Source organism: Saccharopolyspora rosea (genome assembly GCF_025643595.1).
GTDB classification, from domain to species: Bacteria; Actinomycetota; Actinomycetes; order Mycobacteriales; family Pseudonocardiaceae; genus Saccharopolyspora; species Saccharopolyspora rosea.
Map to the genome: position 1 here is coordinate 4081218 of NZ_CP102826.1, position 20572 is coordinate 4101789.

The following is a 20572-nucleotide window of genomic DNA, read 5'->3' on the forward strand; positions in this document are numbered from 1 at the left end:
CGACGCGCATCACCGCTCACCCCCGACCGCCGTCGGCTTCGCTCAGCCGACGGCGGTCGATGACGTTAGCCTGCGGGAGCGACGATCCGCCCCGAAAGGATGCCGCCGTGACCGTCCAGCCGCGTCGGGTGCTGCTGATCAGCGCCACCATCGGCGAAGGCCACAACGCCACCGGCCGCGCCGTCGAGGAAGCGGCGCGGCGCGTCTGGCCCGGCTGCGCGGTGTCCTGGTCGGACGCGCTGCGGGTGATGGGCCGCTGGGTGTCCCCCGCGTTCAACCGGATCTACGTGGTCAACGTCGAGACGACCCCGTGGCTGTACGACTTCTTCTACGACTCCCTGTGGCGCCACCGCTGGTTCGCCAACGGGTGCCGCCGGTTCGTCGGGGCCTGGGCCGGACGGCGGCTGCGCCCGGTCCTCGCCGAGCACCGCCCGGATCTCGTGGTGTCGACCTACCCCCTGGGCACCGCCGGGCTGAACTGGCTGCGCCGCCGCGGCGAACTCGACGTCCCGGTGGCCGCGGTGGTCTCCGACTTCTCCCCGCACCCGTTCTGGGTCTACCCAGAGGTCGACCTGCACTACGTGATGAGCGAGGCGAGCCTGCGGGCACTGCACCGTGCCGAACCCGACGCGGTCGGCGCGGTCTGCGCTCCCCCGGTCGTCCGGGCGTTCCGGCCCACCGACCGCGCGGCCGCCCGCCGCTCGGTCGGCCTGCCCGAACAGGGGTTCGCGGTGCTGGTCTCCTGCGGTTCGTTCGGGTTCGGCGCGGTGGACCGGGCCGTCGAGGCGTGCCTGCGCGCCGACGGGGTGGACCGGGTCGTGGTGGTCTGCGGCCGCAACGAGCCGCTGCGCCGCCGCTTCGCCGACCGCGACGACCCGCGCGTGGTGGCGCTGGGGTGGGTCGACGACATGCCGATGCTGACCGGTTGCGCCGACGTGGTGGTGTCCAACGCGGGCGGGGCGACCGCGCTGGAGGCGGTGGCCTGCGGACGCGCGCTGGTGATGTTCGAACCCATCGCGGGCCACGGACGCGCCAACGCCGAACTCATGGCCGAGGCCGGGCTCGCCGAGCTGTGCCCGACGGCGCAGGACCTCACCGCGACGCTGCGGCACTGGACGTCGGACCCGGACGTCCTCGCCGAACGCGAGCAGACCGCGCTCAAGCACGGCCTCGCGGGCGAGTTCGACGAACAGGTGGCCGCGCTCGCCACCCTCCCCCGCCACCACGGGCGGCGGCCGCTGCGCGCCCAGGACGCCTTCTTCGTCCACGCCACGACCCCGCAGGTCCCGCAGCAGACGGGCGCGGTGCTGGCGCTGGAGAGCAACGCGCGGTCCACCGGCGAGTGGCACGACCTGCTCACGTCCCGGATCGAGGAACGCGCGGCGAGCCTGCCGATGCTGACCCGGCGCCTGGTGCTGCGCCGGGCCCGGAGACCGCAGTGGGCGCGCGCCGGATCCGTCGACCCCACCGCGCACCTGAGGTGCCGCGAGGCGCACGGCGAGCGCGACGTGCGGCGGCTCGTCCACGAGTTCTTCACCGCCCCGGTGCGCACCGACCGCCCGCCGTGGGAACTGCTGGCCGTCAACGACCCGGACACCGGACGCACGTCCGTGCTGTCCAAGATGCACCACTCGCTCGGCGACGGTGTGGCGATCACCAGCACCCTGCTGGCGCTGCTGGCCGACGACGCACCCACCCCGCCCGCAGCGCCGACCGGCGCGCGGCGACCGGGCGTGCTCGAACGTGCCGCGCCGGTGCTGCGCGGACTGGTCAGCCTCGCCCGTGCCGGTTCCAGCCCGTCCCGGGCGCTGACCGGCCGCAGCACCAGCGGCAGGACGTTCGGCACCGCCGAACTCGCCGCCGCCGAGGTCCGCGCCTGCGCCCGCGCGCACGGCGTCGGCAGCACGGCCCTGCTCGTCGGGGTGGTGGCCGAAGCCCTGCACCGGGCGCTGGACGGCGCGCCGGGCGATGTGTTCCGCGCAATGGTGCCGCGCACCGCGCGCACCGGCCGGGACGGTGCGGGCGCCGGAGCGCCCGGCAACCACACGCAGTCGTTCTCCGTCGACCTGCCCATCGGACCGATGCCGCCCGCCCGACGACTGGCCGACGTCGCAGCGGCCCTGGACGCCCGGGAGCGCGCCGGTCAGCCCGCCGCGGCCGGCGCGGTCCTCGCGGCGCTGGGCCGGCTGCCCGCGCCGGTGCACGCCTGGCTGGTCCGGCGGATCTACCAGCGCCGGTTCTTCAACGCCGTGGTGTCGGTGATGCCCGGCCGCCGCCGCCCGACCCGCATCGGCGGCGTGCTGCTGCCCGTCGTGCTGCCGGTGCTGCCGCTGGCCGACGGGGTCGGCTTGGCGGTGGGCGTGGTCAACTGGGGCGAACGCGTCGGCATCGGCATCACCGCGGACCCCGGGCTCGCCCCGGACGCCCGCGCACTGGCGGACCTCGTCCGCGACGCTTTCACTGACTTGCAGGGAGGCGAACCGACGTGAACCCGCACGGCACGGTGCTGGTCGTGGCCGTCCCGGCCGCGACCCTCGGCGCTGCCAGCTTCGGGCTGGCCAGCGCGGTGCAGCACCGCGTCACGAAGGAGGTTCCGCCGGTGCGGACGCTGAACCCGCGGATGCTGTGGGAGCTGGTCCGCAAGCCCATGTGGGTGCTCAGCATCCTGGCCGTCCTGGTGGGGCTCTCCTTGCAGGTCGTGGCCCTGGCGTTCGGGCCGCTGGTGCTGGTGCAGCCGCTGCTGGTGACCTCGGTGCTGTTCGGCGCGACGTTCGCCGCGCTGCTCGCGCACCGCAGGGTCGACGTCGTGCTGCTGCTCGGTGGACTGGCTTGCGTGGGCGGCCTGTCGGCGTTCCTGGTGCTGGCCCGCCCGACCGGCCAGAGCAACGAGTTCTCCGGTCGCTCGATCATCCCGCTGGCGCTGGTCCTGGGCCTGGTGGTGATCGCGGCGCTGCTCGCCGCCCGGTGGATCCCCGGCGAACTGGGCGTGGTCGGCCTGGCCGTGGCGACCGGCGTGTTCTACGGCGTCACCGCCGGGTTGATGAAGGTCGTGGCCGGGCAGTTCCGCTCCGGCGGCGTGCCCGAGCCGTTCCAGCACTGGTCGCTGTACGCGGTGTGCGTGATCGGCCCGATGGGTTTCCTGCTCAGCCAGCAGACCTTCCAACGCGGCCGGCTGATGTCCCCGGCGCTGGCGGTCATCACCACCGTCGATCCGCTGGTGGCGGCGGCGATCGGGGTGAACTGGCTCGGCGAGCAGATCGACTCCTCCCCCGGCATCGTGACCGGCGAGGTCATCTCGGCGGTGGTCATCGTGGGTGGCATCGCCGTGCTGGCGCAGCGCGGGGAGCAGTTGCGCCGCGCCGCGGAGCGCCGCAGCGGGTGGTCGGCGGAGTCCACATGGGGCTGACGCTCGACGGGAGGACCGCGCTGGTCACGGGCGCCTCTTCCGGCATCGGCGCGGCCACCGCCGCGGCGCTGGCCGACGCCGGATGTCGGCTGCTGCTCGCCGGTCGCGACGAGCTGCGGCTGACCCGGGTCGCCGACCGCACCGGCGGCAGCCGCCTGCTCGGCGACCTGACCGACGCCGCCCACCTGTCCCGCGTGGCGCGCGCGGGCGCGGACGCCGACCTGCTCGTGCACAGCGCCGGGATCGGCTGGTCCGGCGAGCTCGGCGAGATGCCCGCCGAGCGCATCCACGACCTGGCGGCGGTGAACCTCACCGCCCCGATGCTGCTCACCCGCGACGTGCTGCCGGAGATGATGCGGCGCGGCCGGGGGCACGTCGTGTTCGTCGCGTCGATCGCCGTGGTCGGCGTCCGCGACGAGGAGGTCTACTCGGCGACCAAAGCGGGCCTGCGGGCGTTCGCCGCGGGGATCCGCCCCCGGGCCGCGGCCCGGGGCGTCGGGGTGACCACGGTCTTCCCCGGCGCGGTGCGCACCCCGTTCTTCGACGGGCGCGGCTACGACCGCCGCTTCCCGCGCATGGTAGCGGCCGAGGAGGTCGCCGCCGCCCTGCTCCGCGCCGTCCGGCGCGGAACGGAGGAGGTGTACGTGCCGCGCTGGCTCGCCCTGCCCGCGCGCCTGCAAGGCGCAGCGCCGGGACTGTTCAGCCGCCTGTCGCGGCGCTTCGGCTAGGTCCGGAGCCGAATCTGAGCCGGATCCCGGCACCGCGCAGCTCGCGGCGGAACCACAGCAGGGACGCCACGGCCGCCAGCGCGACGAGCCCGAACGAGCCCGCGGTGCTCAGCACCAGGAAGTCCCGCAAGCGCGCCGCGGCCAACGCCCACAGCGTGCCCAGCCCGTTGACGGTGAACACCAGCGCCCACAGCAACGACACCCGTCGGAAGAACCGCTTGACCCGGGCGTTGCCGGTCAGCTCCGGGGGCAGGATGCAGAAGTCGTCGGCGAGTTTGGCCAGGAAGGTCCGCTCGAACGGCAGCGACGCCAGCAGCACCGCCGCGAGCAGGAAGTTCTGCAGGCTGGGTTCGACGAGGTAGACGAAGGTGCTGCCGGTGGCGAACCCGGCGGCCGTGCGCACCGCCAGGATCGCCGCGGACAGCCACAGCACGGTCGGAACCGGGGTGCGCCGCACCAACCGCACCGCGAGCGCCCCCGCCACCCACGCCAGCGCGGCCAGCAGTCCCCCGACGAACCCGGCGAACTCCAGCAGCAGGAAGAACAGCAGCAGCGGGGCCAGCACGGTCTCGGCGAGGTGCTTGGCCGCGTGCCACAGGTGCGCGGTCAACCCGTGCAGGTGCACGGTGCGCTGTTCCGCGCGGTCCGGGACGTCGCGCGCCATGGTTCCGCCTCCCCGGCCGGGTCCTCAGCCCCGCAGCGCCCGGATCGACTCCCGCAGCGACCCCATGGTCGCCAGCACCGCCGTGGGCTCGTACCCGCAGTGCGCCATGCAGTTGGCGCAGCGCGGGTCGCGGCCCCGCCCGTAGGCCGACCAGTCGGTCTCCTCCAGCAGCTCGCGGTAGCTCGCCGCGTAGCCGTCGGACATCAGGTAGCACGGCCGCTGCCAGCCGTACAGCGAGTAGGACGGGATCGCCCACGCCGTGCAGGGGAAGTCGACCTTGCCCTCCAGGAAGTCCAGGAACAGCGGCGAGTGGTTGAACCGCCAGCGGCGTCGCCGACCGTCCGCGAAGACCTTGCGGAACAGCTCCCGGGTCTCCGACACGCCCAGGAAGTGCTCCTGGTCGGGCGCCTTGTCGTAGGCGTAGGCCGGCGACAGCATCATCTGGTCGACCTTCAGGTCGTTGTTGAGGAAGTCGAGGACCTCGATCACCGACGTCGGGGTGTCGTTGGTGAAGAACGTGCTGTTGGTGGTGACCCGGAAGCCCCGGCGCTGGACCTCCCGGATGTTGTCGACCGCCTGCGCGAACACGCCCTTCTTGCACACCGACTCGTCGTGCCGCTCCTCCAGCCCGTCGATGTGCACCGCCCACGCGAAGTACGGCGACGGCCGGAACTCGTCGATCTTGCGCGGCAGCAGCAGCGCGTTGGTGCACAGGTAGACGAACTTCTTGCGCTTGACCAGTTCGTCGACCATCACCTCGATCTCGGGGTGCATCAGCGGCTCACCGCCCGCGATGGACACCACCGGCGCACCGCACTCCTCGACCGCGGCGACGGCCTGCTCGACCGGCATGCGCTGCTTGAGCACGCTCGCCGGGTGCTGGATCTTGCCGCACCCGGCGCAGGCCAGGTTGCACGCGAACAGCGGCTCCAGCTCCAGGGTCAGCGCGAACTTCTCGCGCCGGGCGAGCTTCTGCTTGGCCAGGTAGGCGCCGACGCGGACCGCCTGGCGCAACGGGATACCCATCAGGACACCTCCTCCTCCAGCGAGCAGGACTCGACGTGCGCCTCGGTGGCCCGGACGATCTCGCGGGCCAGTCCGTGCAGGCGGGCCAACGCGTTGACGGTGCGCCGCGGTGTGCCGGGACGCAGCAGCGGTTGCCACGCGGTGTCCAGCACGACCCGCACGACCACCAGCGGCCGGTCCCCGGCCGCCGCGCCGAGCACCGCCGACTCCATGTCGACCGCGAGCGCCCCGGTGCTGGCGAACTCGGCCCGCTGCGCGCCGCGCACGACGTGGTCGGCGGTGACGATCGGACCGCAGTGCACCGGAAAACCCAGGCGCCGCAACGCATCGGCCACTCCCGGTCCGGCGGGGCACGGCAGGGTTCCGCCCGGCCCGCGCACCTCGTCGGCGACGACCACGTCACCGCTGCGCACCGCGGTTCCCACCCCGCCCGCGAGGCCGGCCACGACCATCGCGTCGAACGGCTGCTCAGCCAGCTGGGCCGCGGCGCGCTCGCTGCGCCGGGGCCCGAGTCCGGTGTGGTGCACGGCCGGACGGCGCAGCGCGCCGCGCAGCGCGCTGGCCTCGACGCGCAGCGGAGCGCAGATCAACAACTTCGACGCCATCTCACTCGCCCTCCCGGCGCTGCAGCGCCTGCTGGTAACGGCCGAGGGCGGTGAGCGGGAAGATCACCCGGTACAGGTGGTAGTTGATGTAGAAGTCCCCCGGGAACCCGGTTCCGGTGAACTGGGGTTCGTCCCACCCGCCGTCGGAGCGCTGGGTGCGGACCAGGAAGTCCACGCCGCGGCGCACGGCCTCGGTGTCGTCGCGGTCGAGCGCCAGCAGCGCCAGCAGCGCCCACGCGGTCTGCGAGGCCGTCGACTCGCCCCGGCCGATCCACTGCGGATCGTCGTAGGAACGCAGGTCCTCGCCCCACCCGCCGTCGGGGTTCTGGTGCCGTTCCAGCCACCGCACCGCCCGGCGAAGAGCCGTGTGCTCGACGGGCACGCCCGCGCGCACCAGCGCCGGAACGGCGGCGCCGGTGCCGTAGACGTGGTTGGCGCCCCACCGGCCGAACCACGACCCGTCCTTCTCCTGGTTGGCCAGCAGCCACCGGACGCCGTCGCGCACCACCGGGTCGGCGCCGCGCCCGAGCACGGCCAGCGCCTCGACGACGTGCGCGGTGACGTCCGCCGAGGGCGGGTCGATGACCTCGCCGAAGTCGCAGAACGGCAGCTTCCGGATGACCTCGCGGGTGTTGTCGGCGTCGAAGGCGGCCCAGCCGCCGTCGCGGGAGCGCATCCCGCGCAGCCAGCGCACACCGCGCTCCATCGCCCCGCGCACCGCGGCCCGGTCGGGGTGCCGGACGCGGTTGAGCGCGAGCAGCACTTCGGCGGTGTCGTCGATGTCCGGGTAGCCGTCGTTGTCGAACTCGAACGCCCAGCCGCCTCCGGGCGCCAGCTTGGGCCGGCGCACCGACCAGTCGCCCTTGACGCGGATCTCCTCGGCCAGCAGGAAGTCCGCGGCCCGCAGCAGCGCCGGGTGGTCGCCGGGCAGCCCGGCGTCGTGCAGCGCCTGCACGCCGAGCACGGTGTCCCACACCGGCGACTGGCACGCCTCCAGCCGGCGCACGGTCCCGGCCGGGGTCTGCTCGCGGACCAGGAACCGTTCCAGACCGGCCAGTCCCTGCTTGAGCACCGGGTGGTCGAGGGGGTAGCCGAGCAGGTGCAGCGCCAGCAGGGAGTAGACCCACGGTGGCTGGATGCCGCCCCACGAGCCGTCGGCCTCCTGGCGCGCCACGATCCACTCCGCTGCCCGGCGCATCGCGTGCTCGCGCAACGACCGCACCGGCCGCCGGTGGTAGGCGTGCAGCACCCGGTCCAGGCTGTGGAAGGCGTACTCCCACGACCATTGCGGGCGGGCGCGTTCGGCGCGTCTGCCGGTGCGCAGTTCGGCCAGGTCGACGCCGAGGTCGCGGCGCGGCCGCAGGGTGCAGACCACGGTCAGCGGAACCACCGTCTGCCGCGCCCAGCACGCCCAGTCGGAGACGTTGAGCGGGAACCACGACGGCAGCAGCACCATCTCCGGCGGCATGGCGGGCAGCTCGTCCCACGACCACTCGCCGAACAGCGCCAGCCAGATCCGGGTGAACACCCGGGTCGCCTCGATGCCGCCCTGGTCGAGGATCCAGCGCCGCGCCACGGCCATGTGCTCGGCGTCGACATCGTCCCCGGCGAGCTTCAACGCGAGGTATGCCTCGACCGTGGTGGACAGGTCTCCTGGGCCGCCGTGGAAGTTCGCCCAGGTGCCGTCGGAACGCTGCTGGGACCGGATCCAGCGGGCCGCCTGCTCGGTTTCCGACGCCGTGCGGATGCCGAGGAACTGGCGCAGCAGCAGGTCCTCCGCGTCCATGGTCACGTTGGTCTCCAGCTCGCCCTTCCACCAGCCGTCGGGGTGCTGGAGGGAGAGCAGGTGGTCGCGGGCGGCCTCGGTGGCCGTCCGCGCGTCGGCGACCGCGAGCGCGGGAGCGGACTGCTGCATCTGTTCGGTCAACGTTGCCTCCGTACGATGAACTCGGCGAGTTCGGTCAGGGATTCGGTGGCGGCGTTCCGGCCGGATGGCAGGTGCCGCCGGGCTGCGGCGAGCCGTCGTTCGCATTCGGTGCGGGCCCATTCCTCCGAACCGGCGCCCTGCACCATCTCGGCCGCCTCGCGCAGCTGGGCCTCGGTGAGCGGGTCGGCCTGCTCGTAGAGCCGGCGCAACCGCCTGCCCGGCCCGGTGCCGGAGGTCAGCGCGTGCACCACGGGAACGGTCTTCTTGCGCGCGCGCAGGTCGGCCAACACCGGTTTGCCGGTGACCTCGGGGTCTCCCCACAGCCCGAGGAGGTCGTCGACGAGCTGGAAGGCCATCCCCAGCTCGGTGCCGAAGGCGTGCAGCCGCGCCACGGTCTCGTGCGGCGCCCCGGCGTGCAGCGCTCCGATCGCCGACGAGCACGCCAGCAGCGCCGCGGTCTTGTCGTGCGCCATCCGCAGGCATTCGTCGAGCGAGACGTCCAGGCGGTGTTCGAAGTCCAGGTCGGCGGACTGGCCCGCGATGAGGGTGCGGGTGGCCGTCGACAGCAGGCGCACGGCGGCCCCGGAGCGCTCGGTGGCCGACTCCAGCAGCACGTCGGTGGACAGCGCGAGCAGGGCGTCACCGGCCAGCAGCGCCGCCGGTTTGCCGAACACGGTCCAGGCCGTCGGGCGGTGGCGGCGGGACGTGTCACCGTCCATCACGTCGTCGTGCAGCAGCGAGAAGTTGTGCACCAGCTCGACCGCCGCGGCGGCGGTGGCCGCGGTGACGGGCTGGTCGCACTGGTCGGCCACGCACTGCGCGGACAACAGCACCATGGCTGGCCGCAACGCCTTGCCCCCGCTCTCGGCCGGGGAACCGTCGGCGTTGCGCCAGCCGAAGTGGTACTCGCACACCCTGCGGGTGTCCGGGTCCAGTCGGGCGACGGCCTTGCGCAACACCGGATCCACCGATTCCCGTGCCGCGAGCAGTGCCGGGGGCAGGACGGATGTCATGCGGTCACCTCCACGCCATGTCGCGATCGCTGGTCCTTCTCGACTGCCTCGGCGGCGCGGATGCCGCTGACCACCGCTCCCTCGGTGGTGTCCGGCCACCCCGTCGCGGTCCACGCCCCGGCCAGCACCAGCCCGGGCACCGCGGTGCGGGTGGGCGGCCGCAGCGCGGCGGTGCCGGGCGCCTGCCGGAACGTGGCCCGGGGTTCGCGGGTGACGAAGAAGTCCAGGACGCGGGCCCGCCGGGCGCGGGGGAAAACCTCCTGGAGGGCGGGCAGGAACAGCCGCCGCAGGTCGCCGGTGCGCGCGTCGACGTGTTCGTGCGCCGCCGACTGCGAGATCGCCAGGTACTGCCCGCGGGAGGAGCCCGCGACCGCGGTGCGGTCGAAGACCCACTGCAACGGCGAGTCGACGACGGCGGCCATCTCCAGCCCGGTCACCGGCCGGTCGTAGACGACGTGGACGTTGACGATCGGCGAGGACGACAGGCGGGCCCAGCTCGCGACTTCGGGCAGCGGCAGGTCGGCCAGCAGCCCGGCGGCCGCCCGGTGCGGCGTGGCCACGACGACGGAGTCGGCGTCCAGCACCCCGGCCGATCCCCGCTCGCGCACCGGGATCCGCAGCCCGCCCGGGGCGTACCGGACCGCCGCGGCCTTGCACCGGTACCGGACGTCCACACCGGCCGCGTGCAGCGCGCGCGACGCCGGTTCGCCGTGCAGCTGGGCCAGCGGCCGTTGCGGAATCCCGATGTCGACGCTGTCGGCGTCGTCGAGCATCCCGGTGCGGAACACCCGGGCCGCCAGCGCCATCGACGCCTCGTCCGGCTCGGCGTTGAGCGCCGCGACGGCCAGCAGCCCCCACAGCGCCTGCACCGCGCGCTCCGACTCGCCGCGGCGGCGCAACCACTCGCCGAGGCTGACGCGGTCCAGGCGCGGGTCGTCGGGATCGAGGCGGCGCAGCGCGAACGCGGTGCGGGCGACGCGGACGCGGTCCCGCGGCGTCAGCAGCCGGTAGCCCAGCAGCGCCGGGGCCAGGTGCGCGGGCGCGGGCAGGTTCCAGCGCGTCAGGACCGAGCCGGTGCCGCGCGGGGTGAGCACGGGCGCGCGGAACCGGGACTGCACGCGGACGCCGTCGGAGACGCCGAGCCGGTCCAGCAGGTCCCGGTAGGCGGAGTAGCACCGCAGGAACACGTGCTGGCCGGTGTCGACGACGAGGTCACCGCGGCGGAACGAGTAGGTCGCCCCGCCCAGCCGGGAACGCGCCTCCAGCAGCGTGACCCGGAATCCGCTGTCGGCGCAACGCAACGCGGCGGTCACCCCGGCGAGACCGCCGCCGATCACCACGACCCGGCCGCCGGTCACGGGGTCATCCCCGCCAGCGACCGCGCCGCGACCCCGGCCTTGCGCCAACCGGACAGCGACGTCCGCTGCCGCATCGCGCTGCGCGGATCGGCGGCGATGCGGTGCAGCAGGTGGTGGTAGATGCCCGCCATCGACGCGCAGCAGGCCCGGCTGCGGCGGTCCAGCATCGGCAGCAACCGCAGTCCCTCGACGTACCAGCGCTCCGCGCGGTCGGCCTGGAACCGCACCAGCCGGTCCCACGCCTGCGGGGTGTCCACCAGGTCCTCGTCGGCGCTGAGCCGCACGCCGAAGGCGTCCAGGTCCTCGGCGGGCAGGTACACGCGCCCGTTGAGCAGGTCCTCGCGCACGTCGCGGAGGATGTTGGTCAGTTGCAGCGCCACGCCCAGCGCGTCGGCGCGGGGTCCGGCGGTGTCCGGGTCGTCGGTGCCGAACACGCCGAGCGACAGCCGACCGATCGACCCGGCCACGCAGCGGCAGTAGTGCAGCAGCTCGTCGAAGGTGCGGTAGTGGACGCCGCGGACGTCGGCCTCGCACCCGTCGATGAGTTCGTCGAACGCCTCCAGCGGCACGGGCAGCCGCTCCGCGGCGTCGGCCAGCGCCACGAGCACGGGATCTGGCGCGTCCCGGTCGGCCGCGCGCACCTCGGCGCGCGCCTGCTTGAGGTGGCGCAGCTTCTCCTCCTGCGGCAGGTCCCCGTCGCCGATGTCGTCCACCCGCCGGGCGAAGGCGTAGACCGCAGACAGCGCCCGCCGCTTCGGCCCGGGCAGCAGGCGGATCCCGTAGGAGAAGTTCCGCGCCTGTTCGCGGGTGATCCGCTCGCACTCCTGGTAGGCGTCGCGCACCCGCGCCGAATCGATCACCAGGATCCCCCCAACACGTACAACCGCCCCCACTCGCCGAACGTGCGCAGCTTGCTCGGCCGCACGTCCACCCCCAGCGGGTCGTAACCGGCGGCGCCGAACGCCGCGGCGGTGGCCCGCCCGCCCGCGACGTAGCCGGCCACCGCGATCCGGCCCATCCACGGCAGCCTGCTGATCAGCACCGCGCCGGAGTCGAGCATCCGCAGCGCCCGGTCGACCTCGAACCGCACGAGCCCGCGCAACCGGGTCGGCGCGGTCTCGGTCGCCAGGTCCTCCTCCTGGCAGCCGAACCGCCGCATGTCCTGCACCGGCAGGTAGATCCGGTCCTGGCGCAGGTCCTCGCCCAGGTCCTGGCAGTGCTCCAGGACCTGCAGGGCGGTGCAGATCCGGTCGGAGAGCGCGACCAACCCCGGTTCGGCGCGACCGAACACGTGCAGCACCGCCTCCCCGACCGGGTTGGCCGACAGGGCGCAGTAGTCGAGCAGGTCGTCGAAGGTCTCGTAGCGCCGCACCCGCTGGTCCTGCCGGTTCGCCTCGATCAACTTGACCAGCACGTCGTAGGGGATGGCACACTCTCGGACCGTGGGCGCCAGCGTCCGGAGCACCGGAATCCGAGCGGCGCCCTGGTAGACGCGCTTGAGGTCGACCTCCAGCAGGTCCAGGAGTGCGCCGCGGTGGCCGGGCGCCTCGTCCCCGGCATAATCGACGAGTCGGAAGTAGCCGTAGAGCGCGTGCAGGTGCCGCCGCACACCGCGCGGCAGCACTCGGGAAGCGACCGGGAAATTTTCCGATCGCATGCGCGAGAGCACGGCCTCACCACGCGGGAAGTCACTCGAACGTGGCACATCGCGCGGTTGTTCGGAATCCCCGCCGGACAGCGCGTGGTCAGGCAGCGACAAGACCATGGACCCTCCTCCTATCCGACGACCAGGAGGCGCTCCCGGCATCGTATGAGCCCCGCTGGTGCACCGCAGGGCGAGACACGACCACGGCTCGAATCCCGTTGTTCGACCAGGTGCACGAACTCGCGCGCGGCGTCCACGTCGGACTGCTCGTCCTGCTGTTCGACCACAGTGGACCTCTCCCGCGTCGCCGCGGGAAGGTGGCGTCCGAACCGTGTTGTCGGCGCGTCAACTACCGATTTTCGAGTGCTCCCAACGTCTTTCACCCGGTTGGCCGCGTCCGCCGGGGTAGTTGTCGTGCGACGGAAGTGCGACGGGACAGTGATCGGCATGGCCGCGCAGTCCCCGTCCGGGCGCAGGTGCTCGCCATCGCCCGGCGGCCGTTCGGCGGGCACGGCTGCGCCGCGGTGTCCACAGCGGACATCGCGCGGGCGGCAGGCGCGGCGCTACCGCTGATCAGGACATCGCGCTGGCGTGAGCGCCCGTCTTCGGAGAGTCCGGGTCTGCCCGGCCCGCTCAGCGCGCGACCGGGCAGGACCGGGTCCGCTCCCCGGCCCGGGCGCGGTGGAAGGAGTCCGGGCCGAGGTCGGCGATCTCGTAGCCTTCCGGGTAGGACACCGGGTCCGGGGCGACCGGGCGCGACTCGGGCCGCGGCGGGCCCACGCGGACGAACGCCGCGCGGGCCTTGAGCGCCAGCTCCGCGGCCCGGCGGGCCACCTTCGGCGGTTCCGGGTAGCCGAAGGCGGCCAGCAGGTGCGGTTCCATCAGCAGCCGGGCCGCCCGGCTCACCGCCGGGGCGGCCGGCTTCGGGTACCACGAGCCGAACAGGTCGAGCGTGGCGTCGGCGACCCGTCGGCCGCCCGCGTCGAACTCGAAGTGCTCGCGCTCGTAGTCGTCGAAGAACTCCTCGAAACCGGCGTAGGTCTCCGGGATTCCGGAGATCCGCATGGCCTCGCCCATCCGGCGCATGGTGTTGGTCAGCGCGGTGACCTCGCGCGGGTGCAGCCGCCGCCAGCCGAACCGGTCGATCCAGCGCACCGGTGTGATCACGAACGCCGCCAACGTGTAGAGGTAGTCGTCGTCGCTGATCCGGTAGCGGCCGTGGATGGCGTTGAGCTGTTCCACGGCCTGCCTGCCGCGCGGCGCGCCCGTGCCCCAGTGGAAGATCTCGAACAGGATCAGCACCGTGTCGTCGTAGCGCTTCTGCGGGCAGCGGGTGAACTCCCCGGTCCGGTCGAGCAGCCGCCCGATGCTGGGCACCGCGTAGGTGCGGAACAGCGCGAACTCCAACGCCTTGGTGATGTCCCACGGGAACTCGTACTCGGCGAGCCAGCGGTAGATCGTTTCGCAGTCCCGCTCCGGATCCAGCGCGAGGATCCGTTCGAGCCGGTCGAAGCGCTTCATGGCCGCCTCCGGCGCGTGGTCAACTCAACCGACCGTAGCGAGCGCCGAGACCCGGGGTCAACGCCGTTGCGCAGGCTCACCCGTCCAGCTGTTCGAGGGTCGCCACCGAGTGGCTCTCGGTGCGGCGCAGCTCGCCGGCCACCGACTCGGCATCGCGCAGCACGCGCACCGCGTTGCGCCAGGTCAGCTTGGCGATGTCGGCGTCCGACCAGCCGCGCCGCAGCAGCTCGGCGATCAGGTTCGGGTAGCCCGCGACGTCCGCCAGTCCGTCCGGCACGAACGCGGTGCCGTCGTAGTCGCCACCGATGCCGACGTGGTCGATCCCGGCGACCTCCCGCATGTGGTCGAGGTGGTCGGCGACCGTGGCCGCGGTCGCCACCGGGCGCGGGTGCGCGGCCTCGTACTCGCGCTGCACCCGCATCCCCTCCGGCGTGGTGTCCAGCGCGTCGAAGCCGTGCGCGCGCATGTTCTCATCGGCGGCGATCGTCCAGTCCACCGCCTCGGGCAGCACGAACTTCGGCACGAACGTCGCCATCGCCACCCCGCCGTTGGCGGGCAGCGACGCCAGCACGTCGTCGGGGACGTTGCGCGGGTGGTCGCAGACCGCGCGGGACGACGAGTGCGAGAAGATCACCGGCGCGCGCGTGGCGCGGATCGCGTCCCGCATGGTGTCGGCGGACACGTGCGAGAGGTCCACGAGCATGCCGAGCCGGTTCATCTCCCGGACCACTTCCACGCCGAAGCGGGTCAGCCCGCCCGCCACCGGGGTGTCGGTCGCCGAGTCCGCCCACGGCACGTTGTCGTTGTGCGTGAGCGTGAGGTAGCGCACGCCCAACTCGTACAGCGCGCGCAGCGCCCCCAGCGAGCAGTTGATCGAGTGGCCGCCCTCGGCACCCATCAGCGAGGCGATGCGCCCGTCGGCGCGGGCCGCCTCCACCTCGTCGGCGGTGCGCGCGGCGCGCAGTTCACCGGGATACCGGGCGAGCAGGGCGCGCACGCAGTCGATCTGCTCCAGCGTGGCGGTCACCGCCCGGTCGCCCTGCAGCGACGTGCTCACGTACACCGACCAGAACTGGGCCCCGACGCCGCCGGCGCGCAGCCGGGCCAGGTCGGTGTGCAGGTACTCGGACTGGTCCTGGGCGATGTCCCGGCGGTCGAGGTCGTAGCCGACCTGCTCGCGCAGCGCCCACGGCAGGTCGTTGTGGCCGTCGACCACCGGGTGCTCGGCGAGCAGCGCCCGGGCGCGGTCCAGTTCGGTCATCAGCACATCACCCAATCCGGTGTCGGTGTCCCGGCGCAGGATATCCGGAAGACTGATCGAATCGACGGATCCGCCCCCGGATCGCACCATCGAGAGATGGACGGCATCCCGAGGCAACAGGACAGCAACGACCTGCCCAGGCTGCTCGCCGAGTACGGGCACCTGGCCGCGCAGCTCCCGGCCTCCTCCACCACGCGGGCGGCTGCGCTGCGCGTCCGGTTGGCCGAGCTCGACGAGTTGATCGACGACCACGTCCGCCGGTTGTCCGGCCGGGACTCCGTTGTGGACGGTTGAGCCCGACGCCGTCCCCGCTCACCGAGCGGTCACTTGACCGCACCCATCGACAGGCCGCGGACCAGGTGGTTCTGCGCCAGCCAGCCGACGATCATCACGGGCAGCGAGGCCAGCAGGGCCGCCGCCGACAGCTGCGCCCAGTAGAGGTCCTCGCTGGTGATGAAGCCGACCAGGAAGACCGGGACCGTGCCCGCCCGCGCGGCGGTGAGGTTGACGGCGTAGAAGAACTCCGTCCAGGAGAAGATCACGCACACCAGCGCCGTCGCGGCGATGCCCGGCGCGACCACCGGCAGGATCACCCGGAGCAGCAGGGTGGGCAGGTCCGCGCCGTCCACCCGCCCCGCCTCGATCATCTCCCGGGGCACTTCCAGGAAGAACGAGCGCAGCATCCACACCGCCAGCGGCAGGTTCATCGCGGTGTAGAGCACGACGAGCATCCACGCGTTGTCCAGCATGTGCAGGTTCTGCGAGATCACGTACAGCGGGATGATCGCCGCCACGATCGGCAACATCTTGGTGGACAGGAAGAAACCGAGCGCGTTGCGCGTGCCGGGGACCGGCGCCAGCGACAGCGCGTAGGCCGCGGGCACGCCCAGCACCAGCACGAACAGCGTCGACAGCACCGTGACGAACGCGGAATTGGCCAGGTACGGCAGGAATCCGCGCTCCAGGATCCCGGCGAACTGCTCCAGCGTCGGACCGAACACCACGCGCGGCGGATCGGTGTAGGCGTCGGCCTCGTGCTTGAACGCGGTCAGCACCATCCACAGCAACGGGAACACGAACAGCACGGCGATCAACCAGGTCGCCCCGGTCAGCGCCGACCGCCCCAGTCGTCGGGCCCTCATCGCGCCTCCCCGCTCACCCCGAAGGACCGGAACATCAGCCGCAGCGCGAAGGTCGCCACGACCAGCGTCAGGATCACCACGACGACGCCCATCGCCGAGGACTGCCCGATGTCGAAGCCCTCGAAGGCGCGCTGGTAGATGTAGTACGGCAGGTTGGTGGTGGCCGTGCCCGGACCGCCCTGCGTCATGAGGAAGATCGCGTCGAAGCTGTTGACGATGTAGATCGCCCCCAGCAGCGCGGCCAGTTGCAGGTAGCGGCTCAGCTGCGGCAGCGTGATGGAGACGAAGATCCGCCAACCGCCCGCGCCGTCGACCTGGGCTGCCTCGACGACCTCGGCGGACTGGGCCTGCAACCCGGCGAGGATGAGCAGCATCATGAACGGCGTCCACTGCCAGACGATCTGCGTCATCACCGACGCCAGCGGGAACTCCGACAGCCAGTCGGTGTCGCCGCCGAGCGCGAAGTTGACCAGACCGTAGGTCGGGTCGAACATCGTCGTCTTCCACAGCAGCGCGCCCGCCGCGGGCAGGATGAGGAACGGCGTGATCAGCAGCGTGCGCACCACGCTCCGGCCGAGGAACCTGCGGTCCAGCAGCAGCGCCAGCCCGAGGCCGAGCAGCATCGACACCAGCACGCACACCACGGTCAGCACGACCGTGCGCAGCATCGCGCCGCGGAACTGGCTGTCGGCGAAGACGTCCACGTAGTTGCGCAGCCACACGAAGTGCCGCGATCCGGGGCGCACCAGGTTCCAGGACTGGAACGAGTAGAACACCGTCATCAGGAACGGAACCTGCGTCACCACGACGGTGAACAGCAGGGCGGGCAGCAGCGGGGCGCGGCGCAGCCAGGCGGCCCGGGCAGGGCGCCGCACCGGTGTCGGCATCGTCGTCGTGCTCACCGAGTCTCCCGGTAGGACCGGCCGACCGAGTCGGCGTACTGCTGGGACTGGCGCAGCGCCTCATCGACGCTGATCTGACCGGCGATGGCCGCCGACAGCTGTTGGCCGACCCGGGTGCCGAGGTCCTGGAACTCGGGTATGCCGACGAACTGGATCCCCGGGTAGGGCACCGGGCCGGTCATCGTGTTGCGCTGGGTCGCCCGGTCGATGCCCTCCAGCGTGGGCACCGCGTAGGCGTGGGCTGCGTTCATGTACTCCGGTATCCGGTAGGTGGACTGCCGCGACCCCGGTGGGACCCGGTTCCAGCCCAGCGTGTTGCCGACGGTCCGCGCGTACTTCTGGTCGGTCATCCAGCGCATGAACCGCCAGGCGGCGTCCTTGTCGCGGGCCGCCTTGGGCACGGCCAGCGCCCACGAGTACAGCCAGCCGCTGTCGGGGGTGCGCAGCACCGGTGCGGCGGCGTAGCCGGACTTGCCGACGATCTTGCTGCTGGTCGGGTCCTCGACCGTCCCGGCCGCGGAGGTGGCGTCGTACCACATGGCCGCCTGGCCCTGGGCGTAGCGCGCGCCGCATTCGGAGAAGCCCGCGCTGGAGGCGCCGACTTCGCCGTGCCGGCGGACCAGGTCGACGTAGAAGTGCGCGGCGGCGCGGAACTCCGGGGAGGTCAGCTGGGCGTTCCAGTGCTCGTCGAACCAGCGGGCGCCGAAGGTGTTGACCACGGTGTCGAACGGCGCGAGGTTCTCGCCCCAACCGGGTTTGCCGCGCAGGCAGATCCCGGACACGCCGTGCTCCTTGTCGTCCAGCTTCGCGGCCAGGTCGGCGATCTGCGGCCACGTCGGGTGCGGTGGCATCCGCAACCCGGCGCGCTCGAACAAGTCCTTGCGGTAGACCAGGAACGAGGATTCGCCGTAGAACGGCACCGCGTACATCGATCCCCGGTAGGACAGCGAGTCGCGGATGCTCGGGACGAAGTCGTCCGCGTCGTAACCGGGACTGGCGTCGATGTGCGGCTGCAGGTTCTCCAACCAGCCATTGGCCGCCCACTGCGGCACCTCGTAGTTGCTGATCATCACGACGTCGAACTCGCCGCCCTGGGTCGCGGTCGAGGCGGTGATCTTCGGCCGCGACTGGTTCTCCGGCAGTTGCACGAACTTCAGCCGGATCCCCGGGTTCTCCCGCTCGAACTGGCCGGACAGCGCCACCGCGTCCTTCATCTGCGGGTTCGACACGATGGCCACCACCAGTGTCCGCCCGCCGGTACCCAGCTCGCCCGCTCCGGCGCAGCCGCTCAGCACGAGCAGCGCGACGACCAGCGCCAACGCCGCGAGCGGTCTCCTCACGCCCCGCATGCCACCCCTCATCCCGCTCATCTGAGCGTCCCTGAACCGAGGTGCTCGGCAATGTCGCAGGCATTCAAGATGTTTGTGGATCACGGCGTCAACCTTTGCGGCCGGATTCGCCGTAGGATTGCTCATATGAGCAGACCTGGCCCGGCCGAGACCATCACCGCGGCATCCATCGCCCGGCGCTTCTACCTGCAGGGGCGGTCCAAACTGGAGATCGCCGCGGAGTTCGGCATCAGCCGGTTCAAGGTCGCCCGGATCCTCACCGCGGCGCTGCGCGACGGACTGGTCCGCATCGAGTTCGACCTGCCGCTGCCGCTGGACGCCGCGCTCAGCGACGAACTCCGCGCGGCGTACGGGTTGCGCCGCGCGCTGGTGCTCGACGGCGCGGCGATGCACGCGGAGCGCCCCCGCCGGCGGCACCAGATCGGCGCGCTGGCCGCCGAGCTGCTCACCGAGATCGTCACCGCCGACGACGTGCTCGGGCTGGCCTGGGCGCGGTCGGTCAACGCGATGGCCGAGGCGGTGCGCTCGCTGCCGCCGTGCCCGCTGGTCCAGCTCTGCGGCGTGCACGCGGGGGTCGACATGCGCGACCGCTCGGTGGAGACGGTGCGGCGCGTGGCCGCCGTCTCCGGCTCGGACGCCTTCCCCATCTACGGCCCGCTGGTGGTGCCCGACCGGCGCACCGCGGAGGCGCTGCGCCGCCAGCCGGGCATCGCCGAGACCTTCGAGCGCTTCGGCTCGCTGACCAAGGCGGTGGTCAGCATCGGCGCCTGGCGGACCGGCGAGTCGACGGTGCACGACGCGCTCGGACCGGGCGAGCAGGCGTCGCTCGGCAGGCGCGGGGTGGTCGCCGAGATCGCCGGGCGGCTGTTCGACGCCGACGGGAACGCGCTGACGACCGGGCTCGTCCAGCGGGTGCTGGCGATCCCGGCCGAGCAGCTGCGCAAGGTGCCCGAGGTGGTCGCGCTCGGCTACGCCGGACCGAAGGCGGAGGCGATCGACGCGGTGCTGCGCGCCGGGATCGTCACGACGCTGGTGACCGACGCCGAAGCCGCCCCGTTGCTGCTCGAACTCGCCGAGCGCCGACCGCCGACCGACCACTGAGGACATCGCCGGGAACGCGCCGAAAAAAGTCCACTCCGGACATCACGTCGGGGGTGTCCGGAGTGGACGCGCGATCCCGCCATCGGGCGGGAGGTGTCACCGGCTCGCCTGGAGGTGCTTGTTCCACGGCTCGAAACCGGCCCGCTCGGCGTCGGCCGTGGAGCGGAACCAGACACCGGCCTTGGTGCGTTCGTAGTAGGGCGACTGCATCGTGTGGTAGCGCATCGACCGGGTGTTGCCCTTGACCCGGTAGCTGCTGTGCGGAGCGCGCCCGTTGGCCTTGGGCAGCACCGAACCCGGGTACGGCCCCGGGGTGCCGAACTGGCTGACGTCCTCCTCGGGCTCGGACTGGACCGGGATCTCGCGCGGGGTGCGGGCACCGTCGTCGTAGACGACCGGCGCGGTGACCGTCGGCGTCCCCTCGGCGGGATCCATCGGCGGCCGGTTCGCCGAGACCAGCACCGCCACCTCCAGGTAGCCCTCGCTGTCCCCGGAGGCGAACGCAGGTCTGTCCGAAGAGGACATCGGCATCGCGCGCCGCACCGGCTGTTGCCGCACCGGCTCGACCGGGCGTCCGGTGTGGACCGGTTGCTCGGCAGTCCCCTCGATCGCCTTCGGCTCGCTGACACCGCGCAGCACCAGCGGCGTCACGTCACGTCGCGGCGAACGAGCCAACAGCCAGGCGTTGCACAGCGAACCCGCCACGAAGCACACCACTAAGAGCCCCACGAGCAACGCGGACGCGCCGCCGATCGGGACCGCCAGCACCAGCGGCACCGCGAACGCGGCCACCGCCCAGTACACCCACTGCCGCTTTTCCAGGGACGGAGCACGATGCCTTGGCTTCGACACGAATCACCCCGAGTGATCGCCGGATGCTTGACCTGATCGCCAGCTGCGGCTTTCTAACCACACATTCGGTGC

Annotated in this window: 19 protein-coding genes; 5 read left to right on the plus strand and 14 right to left on the minus strand. The window is 72.6% G+C overall.

All coding sequences use genetic code 11. The annotated features are described in order from the left end of the window. Nucleotides 1–107: 107 nt before the first annotated feature. From NV263_RS18900 to NV263_RS18910, 3 genes are read left to right on the plus strand one after another with little or no spacing between them, the layout of a single operon-like run. Nucleotides 108–2489: a wax ester/triacylglycerol synthase domain-containing protein gene (locus NV263_RS18900; protein ID WP_263247681.1), complete on the plus strand. Its 2382-nt coding sequence runs from the start codon at nt 108–110 to the stop codon at nt 2487–2489. Further along, nucleotides 2486–3406, plus strand: a complete 921-nt coding sequence (locus tag NV263_RS18905) for a DMT family transporter (RefSeq protein ID WP_263247682.1) — start codon at nt 2486–2488, stop codon at nt 3404–3406. Before NV263_RS18900 ends, NV263_RS18905 begins: the two co-directional genes overlap by 4 nt. Next, nucleotides 3397–4134, plus strand: coding sequence for an SDR family NAD(P)-dependent oxidoreductase (locus tag NV263_RS18910; protein ID WP_263247683.1), 738 nt, complete (start codon nt 3397–3399; stop codon nt 4132–4134). Before NV263_RS18905 ends, NV263_RS18910 begins: the two co-directional genes overlap by 10 nt. On the opposite strand, the gene NV263_RS18915 is transcribed toward NV263_RS18910, so the two are convergent. From NV263_RS18915 to NV263_RS18960, 10 genes are all read right to left on the minus strand, one after another. Next, nucleotides 4106–4798, minus strand: coding sequence for a VC0807 family protein (locus NV263_RS18915; protein WP_263247684.1), 693 nt, complete (start codon nt 4796–4798; stop codon nt 4106–4108). The two genes, NV263_RS18910 and NV263_RS18915, sit on opposite strands and share 29 nt — an antisense overlap. A gap of 24 nt (nt 4799–4822) precedes the next feature. After that, nucleotides 4823–5824 (minus strand): adenosyl-hopene transferase HpnH, encoded by a 1002-nt coding sequence (hpnH, locus tag NV263_RS18920; RefSeq protein ID WP_263247685.1) that lies wholly within the window; start codon nt 5822–5824, stop codon nt 4823–4825. Further along, nucleotides 5824–6429, minus strand: a complete 606-nt coding sequence (locus tag NV263_RS18925) for a phosphorylase family protein (RefSeq protein ID WP_263247686.1) — start codon at nt 6427–6429, stop codon at nt 5824–5826. The genes hpnH and NV263_RS18925 overlap by 1 nt, the downstream gene beginning before the upstream one ends. A 1-nt stretch (nt 6430) precedes the next feature. Beyond that, nucleotides 6431–8344: a squalene--hopene cyclase gene (shc, locus tag NV263_RS18930; RefSeq protein WP_380757720.1), complete on the minus strand. Its 1914-nt coding sequence runs from the start codon at nt 8342–8344 to the stop codon at nt 6431–6433. An 8-nt stretch (nt 8345–8352) separates the two neighbouring features. Beyond that, nucleotides 8353–9369, minus strand: a complete 1017-nt coding sequence (locus NV263_RS18935; protein WP_263247688.1) for a polyprenyl synthetase family protein — start codon at nt 9367–9369, stop codon at nt 8353–8355. Further along, nucleotides 9366–10727, minus strand: a complete 1362-nt coding sequence (gene hpnE, locus NV263_RS18940) for a hydroxysqualene dehydroxylase HpnE (protein WP_263247690.1) — start codon at nt 10725–10727, stop codon at nt 9366–9368. The genes NV263_RS18935 and hpnE overlap by 4 nt, the downstream gene beginning before the upstream one ends. Then, nucleotides 10724–11584, minus strand: coding sequence for a presqualene diphosphate synthase HpnD (hpnD, locus tag NV263_RS18945; RefSeq protein ID WP_263254258.1), 861 nt, complete (start codon nt 11582–11584; stop codon nt 10724–10726). Before hpnD ends, hpnE begins: the two co-directional genes overlap by 4 nt. Further along, complete coding sequence (gene hpnC / locus NV263_RS18950; protein ID WP_263247691.1) at nt 11584–12384, minus strand: squalene synthase HpnC; 801 nt, start codon at nt 12382–12384, stop codon at nt 11584–11586. Before hpnC ends, hpnD begins: the two co-directional genes overlap by 1 nt. A gap of 621 nt (nt 12385–13005) precedes the next feature. After that, nucleotides 13006–13893 (minus strand): oxygenase MpaB family protein, encoded by an 888-nt coding sequence (locus tag NV263_RS18955; protein WP_263247693.1) that lies wholly within the window; start codon nt 13891–13893, stop codon nt 13006–13008. A gap of 76 nt (nt 13894–13969) precedes the next feature. Next, a complete protein-coding gene (locus NV263_RS18960) occupies nt 13970–15154 on the minus strand; it encodes a dipeptidase (RefSeq protein WP_263247694.1) in 1185 nt (394 codons plus the stop codon). Nucleotides 15155–15250: 96 nt separating this feature from the next. Here NV263_RS18960 and NV263_RS18965 point away from each other — a divergent pair, with 96 nt between their 5' ends. Next, on the plus strand, nt 15251–15448 hold the full coding sequence (locus NV263_RS18965; RefSeq protein ID WP_263247696.1) for a hypothetical protein: 198 nt from the start codon (nt 15251–15253) through the stop codon (nt 15446–15448). A gap of 29 nt (nt 15449–15477) precedes the next feature. On the opposite strand, the gene NV263_RS18970 is transcribed toward NV263_RS18965, so the two are convergent. From NV263_RS18970 to NV263_RS18980, 3 genes are read right to left on the minus strand one after another with little or no spacing between them, the layout of a single operon-like run. Beyond that, entirely contained in the window at nt 15478–16296 is an 819-nt protein-coding gene (locus NV263_RS18970) for a carbohydrate ABC transporter permease (protein ID WP_263247697.1), read from the minus strand. Next, nucleotides 16293–17183, minus strand: a complete 891-nt coding sequence (locus tag NV263_RS18975) for a carbohydrate ABC transporter permease (protein ID WP_263254260.1) — start codon at nt 17181–17183, stop codon at nt 16293–16295. Before NV263_RS18975 ends, NV263_RS18970 begins: the two co-directional genes overlap by 4 nt. An 11-nt stretch (nt 17184–17194) precedes the next feature. After that, complete coding sequence (locus tag NV263_RS18980; RefSeq protein WP_263247699.1) at nt 17195–18547, minus strand: ABC transporter substrate-binding protein; 1353 nt, start codon at nt 18545–18547, stop codon at nt 17195–17197. Between the two features lie 126 nt (nt 18548–18673). Between NV263_RS18980 and NV263_RS18985 the strand changes: the two genes are divergently transcribed. Continuing rightward, the gene (locus tag NV263_RS18985) at nt 18674–19648 is read left to right on the plus strand and encodes a sugar-binding transcriptional regulator (RefSeq protein WP_263247702.1); all 975 of its coding nucleotides are present in this window, start codon (nt 18674–18676) and stop codon (nt 19646–19648) included. A gap of 96 nt (nt 19649–19744) precedes the next feature. Here the strand turns inward: NV263_RS18985 and NV263_RS18990 are convergent, their stop codons facing one another. Further along, nucleotides 19745–20452, minus strand: coding sequence for a sunset domain-containing protein (locus NV263_RS18990; RefSeq protein ID WP_263247704.1), 708 nt, complete (start codon nt 20450–20452; stop codon nt 19745–19747). Nucleotides 20453–20572: the final 120 nt, after the last annotated feature.

What these genes read in the sequence shown, in the direction of transcription:
- NV263_RS18910 (WP_263247683.1), top strand. Translation starts at nt 3,397, where the DNA reads ATGGGGCTGACGCTCGACGGGAGGACCGCGCTGGTCACGGGCGCCTCT.
- NV263_RS18915 (WP_263247684.1), bottom strand. Translation starts at nt 4,798, where the DNA reads ATGGCGCGCGACGTCCCGGACCGCGCGGAACAGCGCACCGTGCACCTG.
- hpnH (WP_263247685.1), bottom strand. Translation starts at nt 5,824, where the DNA reads ATGGGTATCCCGTTGCGCCAGGCGGTCCGCGTCGGCGCCTACCTGGCC.
- NV263_RS18925 (WP_263247686.1), bottom strand. Translation starts at nt 6,429, where the DNA reads ATGGCGTCGAAGTTGTTGATCTGCGCTCCGCTGCGCGTCGAGGCCAGC.
- shc (WP_380757720.1), bottom strand. Translation starts at nt 8,344, where the DNA reads ATGCAGCAGTCCGCTCCCGCGCTCGCGGTCGCCGACGCGCGGACGGCC.
- NV263_RS18935 (WP_263247688.1), bottom strand. Translation starts at nt 9,369, where the DNA reads ATGACATCCGTCCTGCCCCCGGCACTGCTCGCGGCACGGGAATCGGTG.
- hpnC (WP_263247691.1), bottom strand. Translation starts at nt 12,384, where the DNA reads ATGCGATCGGAAAATTTCCCGGTCGCTTCCCGAGTGCTGCCGCGCGGT.
- NV263_RS18955 (WP_263247693.1), bottom strand. Translation starts at nt 13,893, where the DNA reads ATGAAGCGCTTCGACCGGCTCGAACGGATCCTCGCGCTGGATCCGGAG.
- NV263_RS18960 (WP_263247694.1), bottom strand. Translation starts at nt 15,154, where the DNA reads ATGACCGAACTGGACCGCGCCCGGGCGCTGCTCGCCGAGCACCCGGTG.
- NV263_RS18965 (WP_263247696.1), top strand. Translation starts at nt 15,251, where the DNA reads ATGGACGGCATCCCGAGGCAACAGGACAGCAACGACCTGCCCAGGCTG.
- NV263_RS18970 (WP_263247697.1), bottom strand. Translation starts at nt 16,296, where the DNA reads ATGAGGGCCCGACGACTGGGGCGGTCGGCGCTGACCGGGGCGACCTGG.
- NV263_RS18975 (WP_263254260.1), bottom strand. Translation starts at nt 17,183, where the DNA reads ATGCCGACACCGGTGCGGCGCCCTGCCCGGGCCGCCTGGCTGCGCCGC.
- NV263_RS18980 (WP_263247699.1), bottom strand. Translation starts at nt 18,547, where the DNA reads ATGCGGGGCGTGAGGAGACCGCTCGCGGCGTTGGCGCTGGTCGTCGCG.
- NV263_RS18985 (WP_263247702.1), top strand. Translation starts at nt 18,674, where the DNA reads ATGAGCAGACCTGGCCCGGCCGAGACCATCACCGCGGCATCCATCGCC.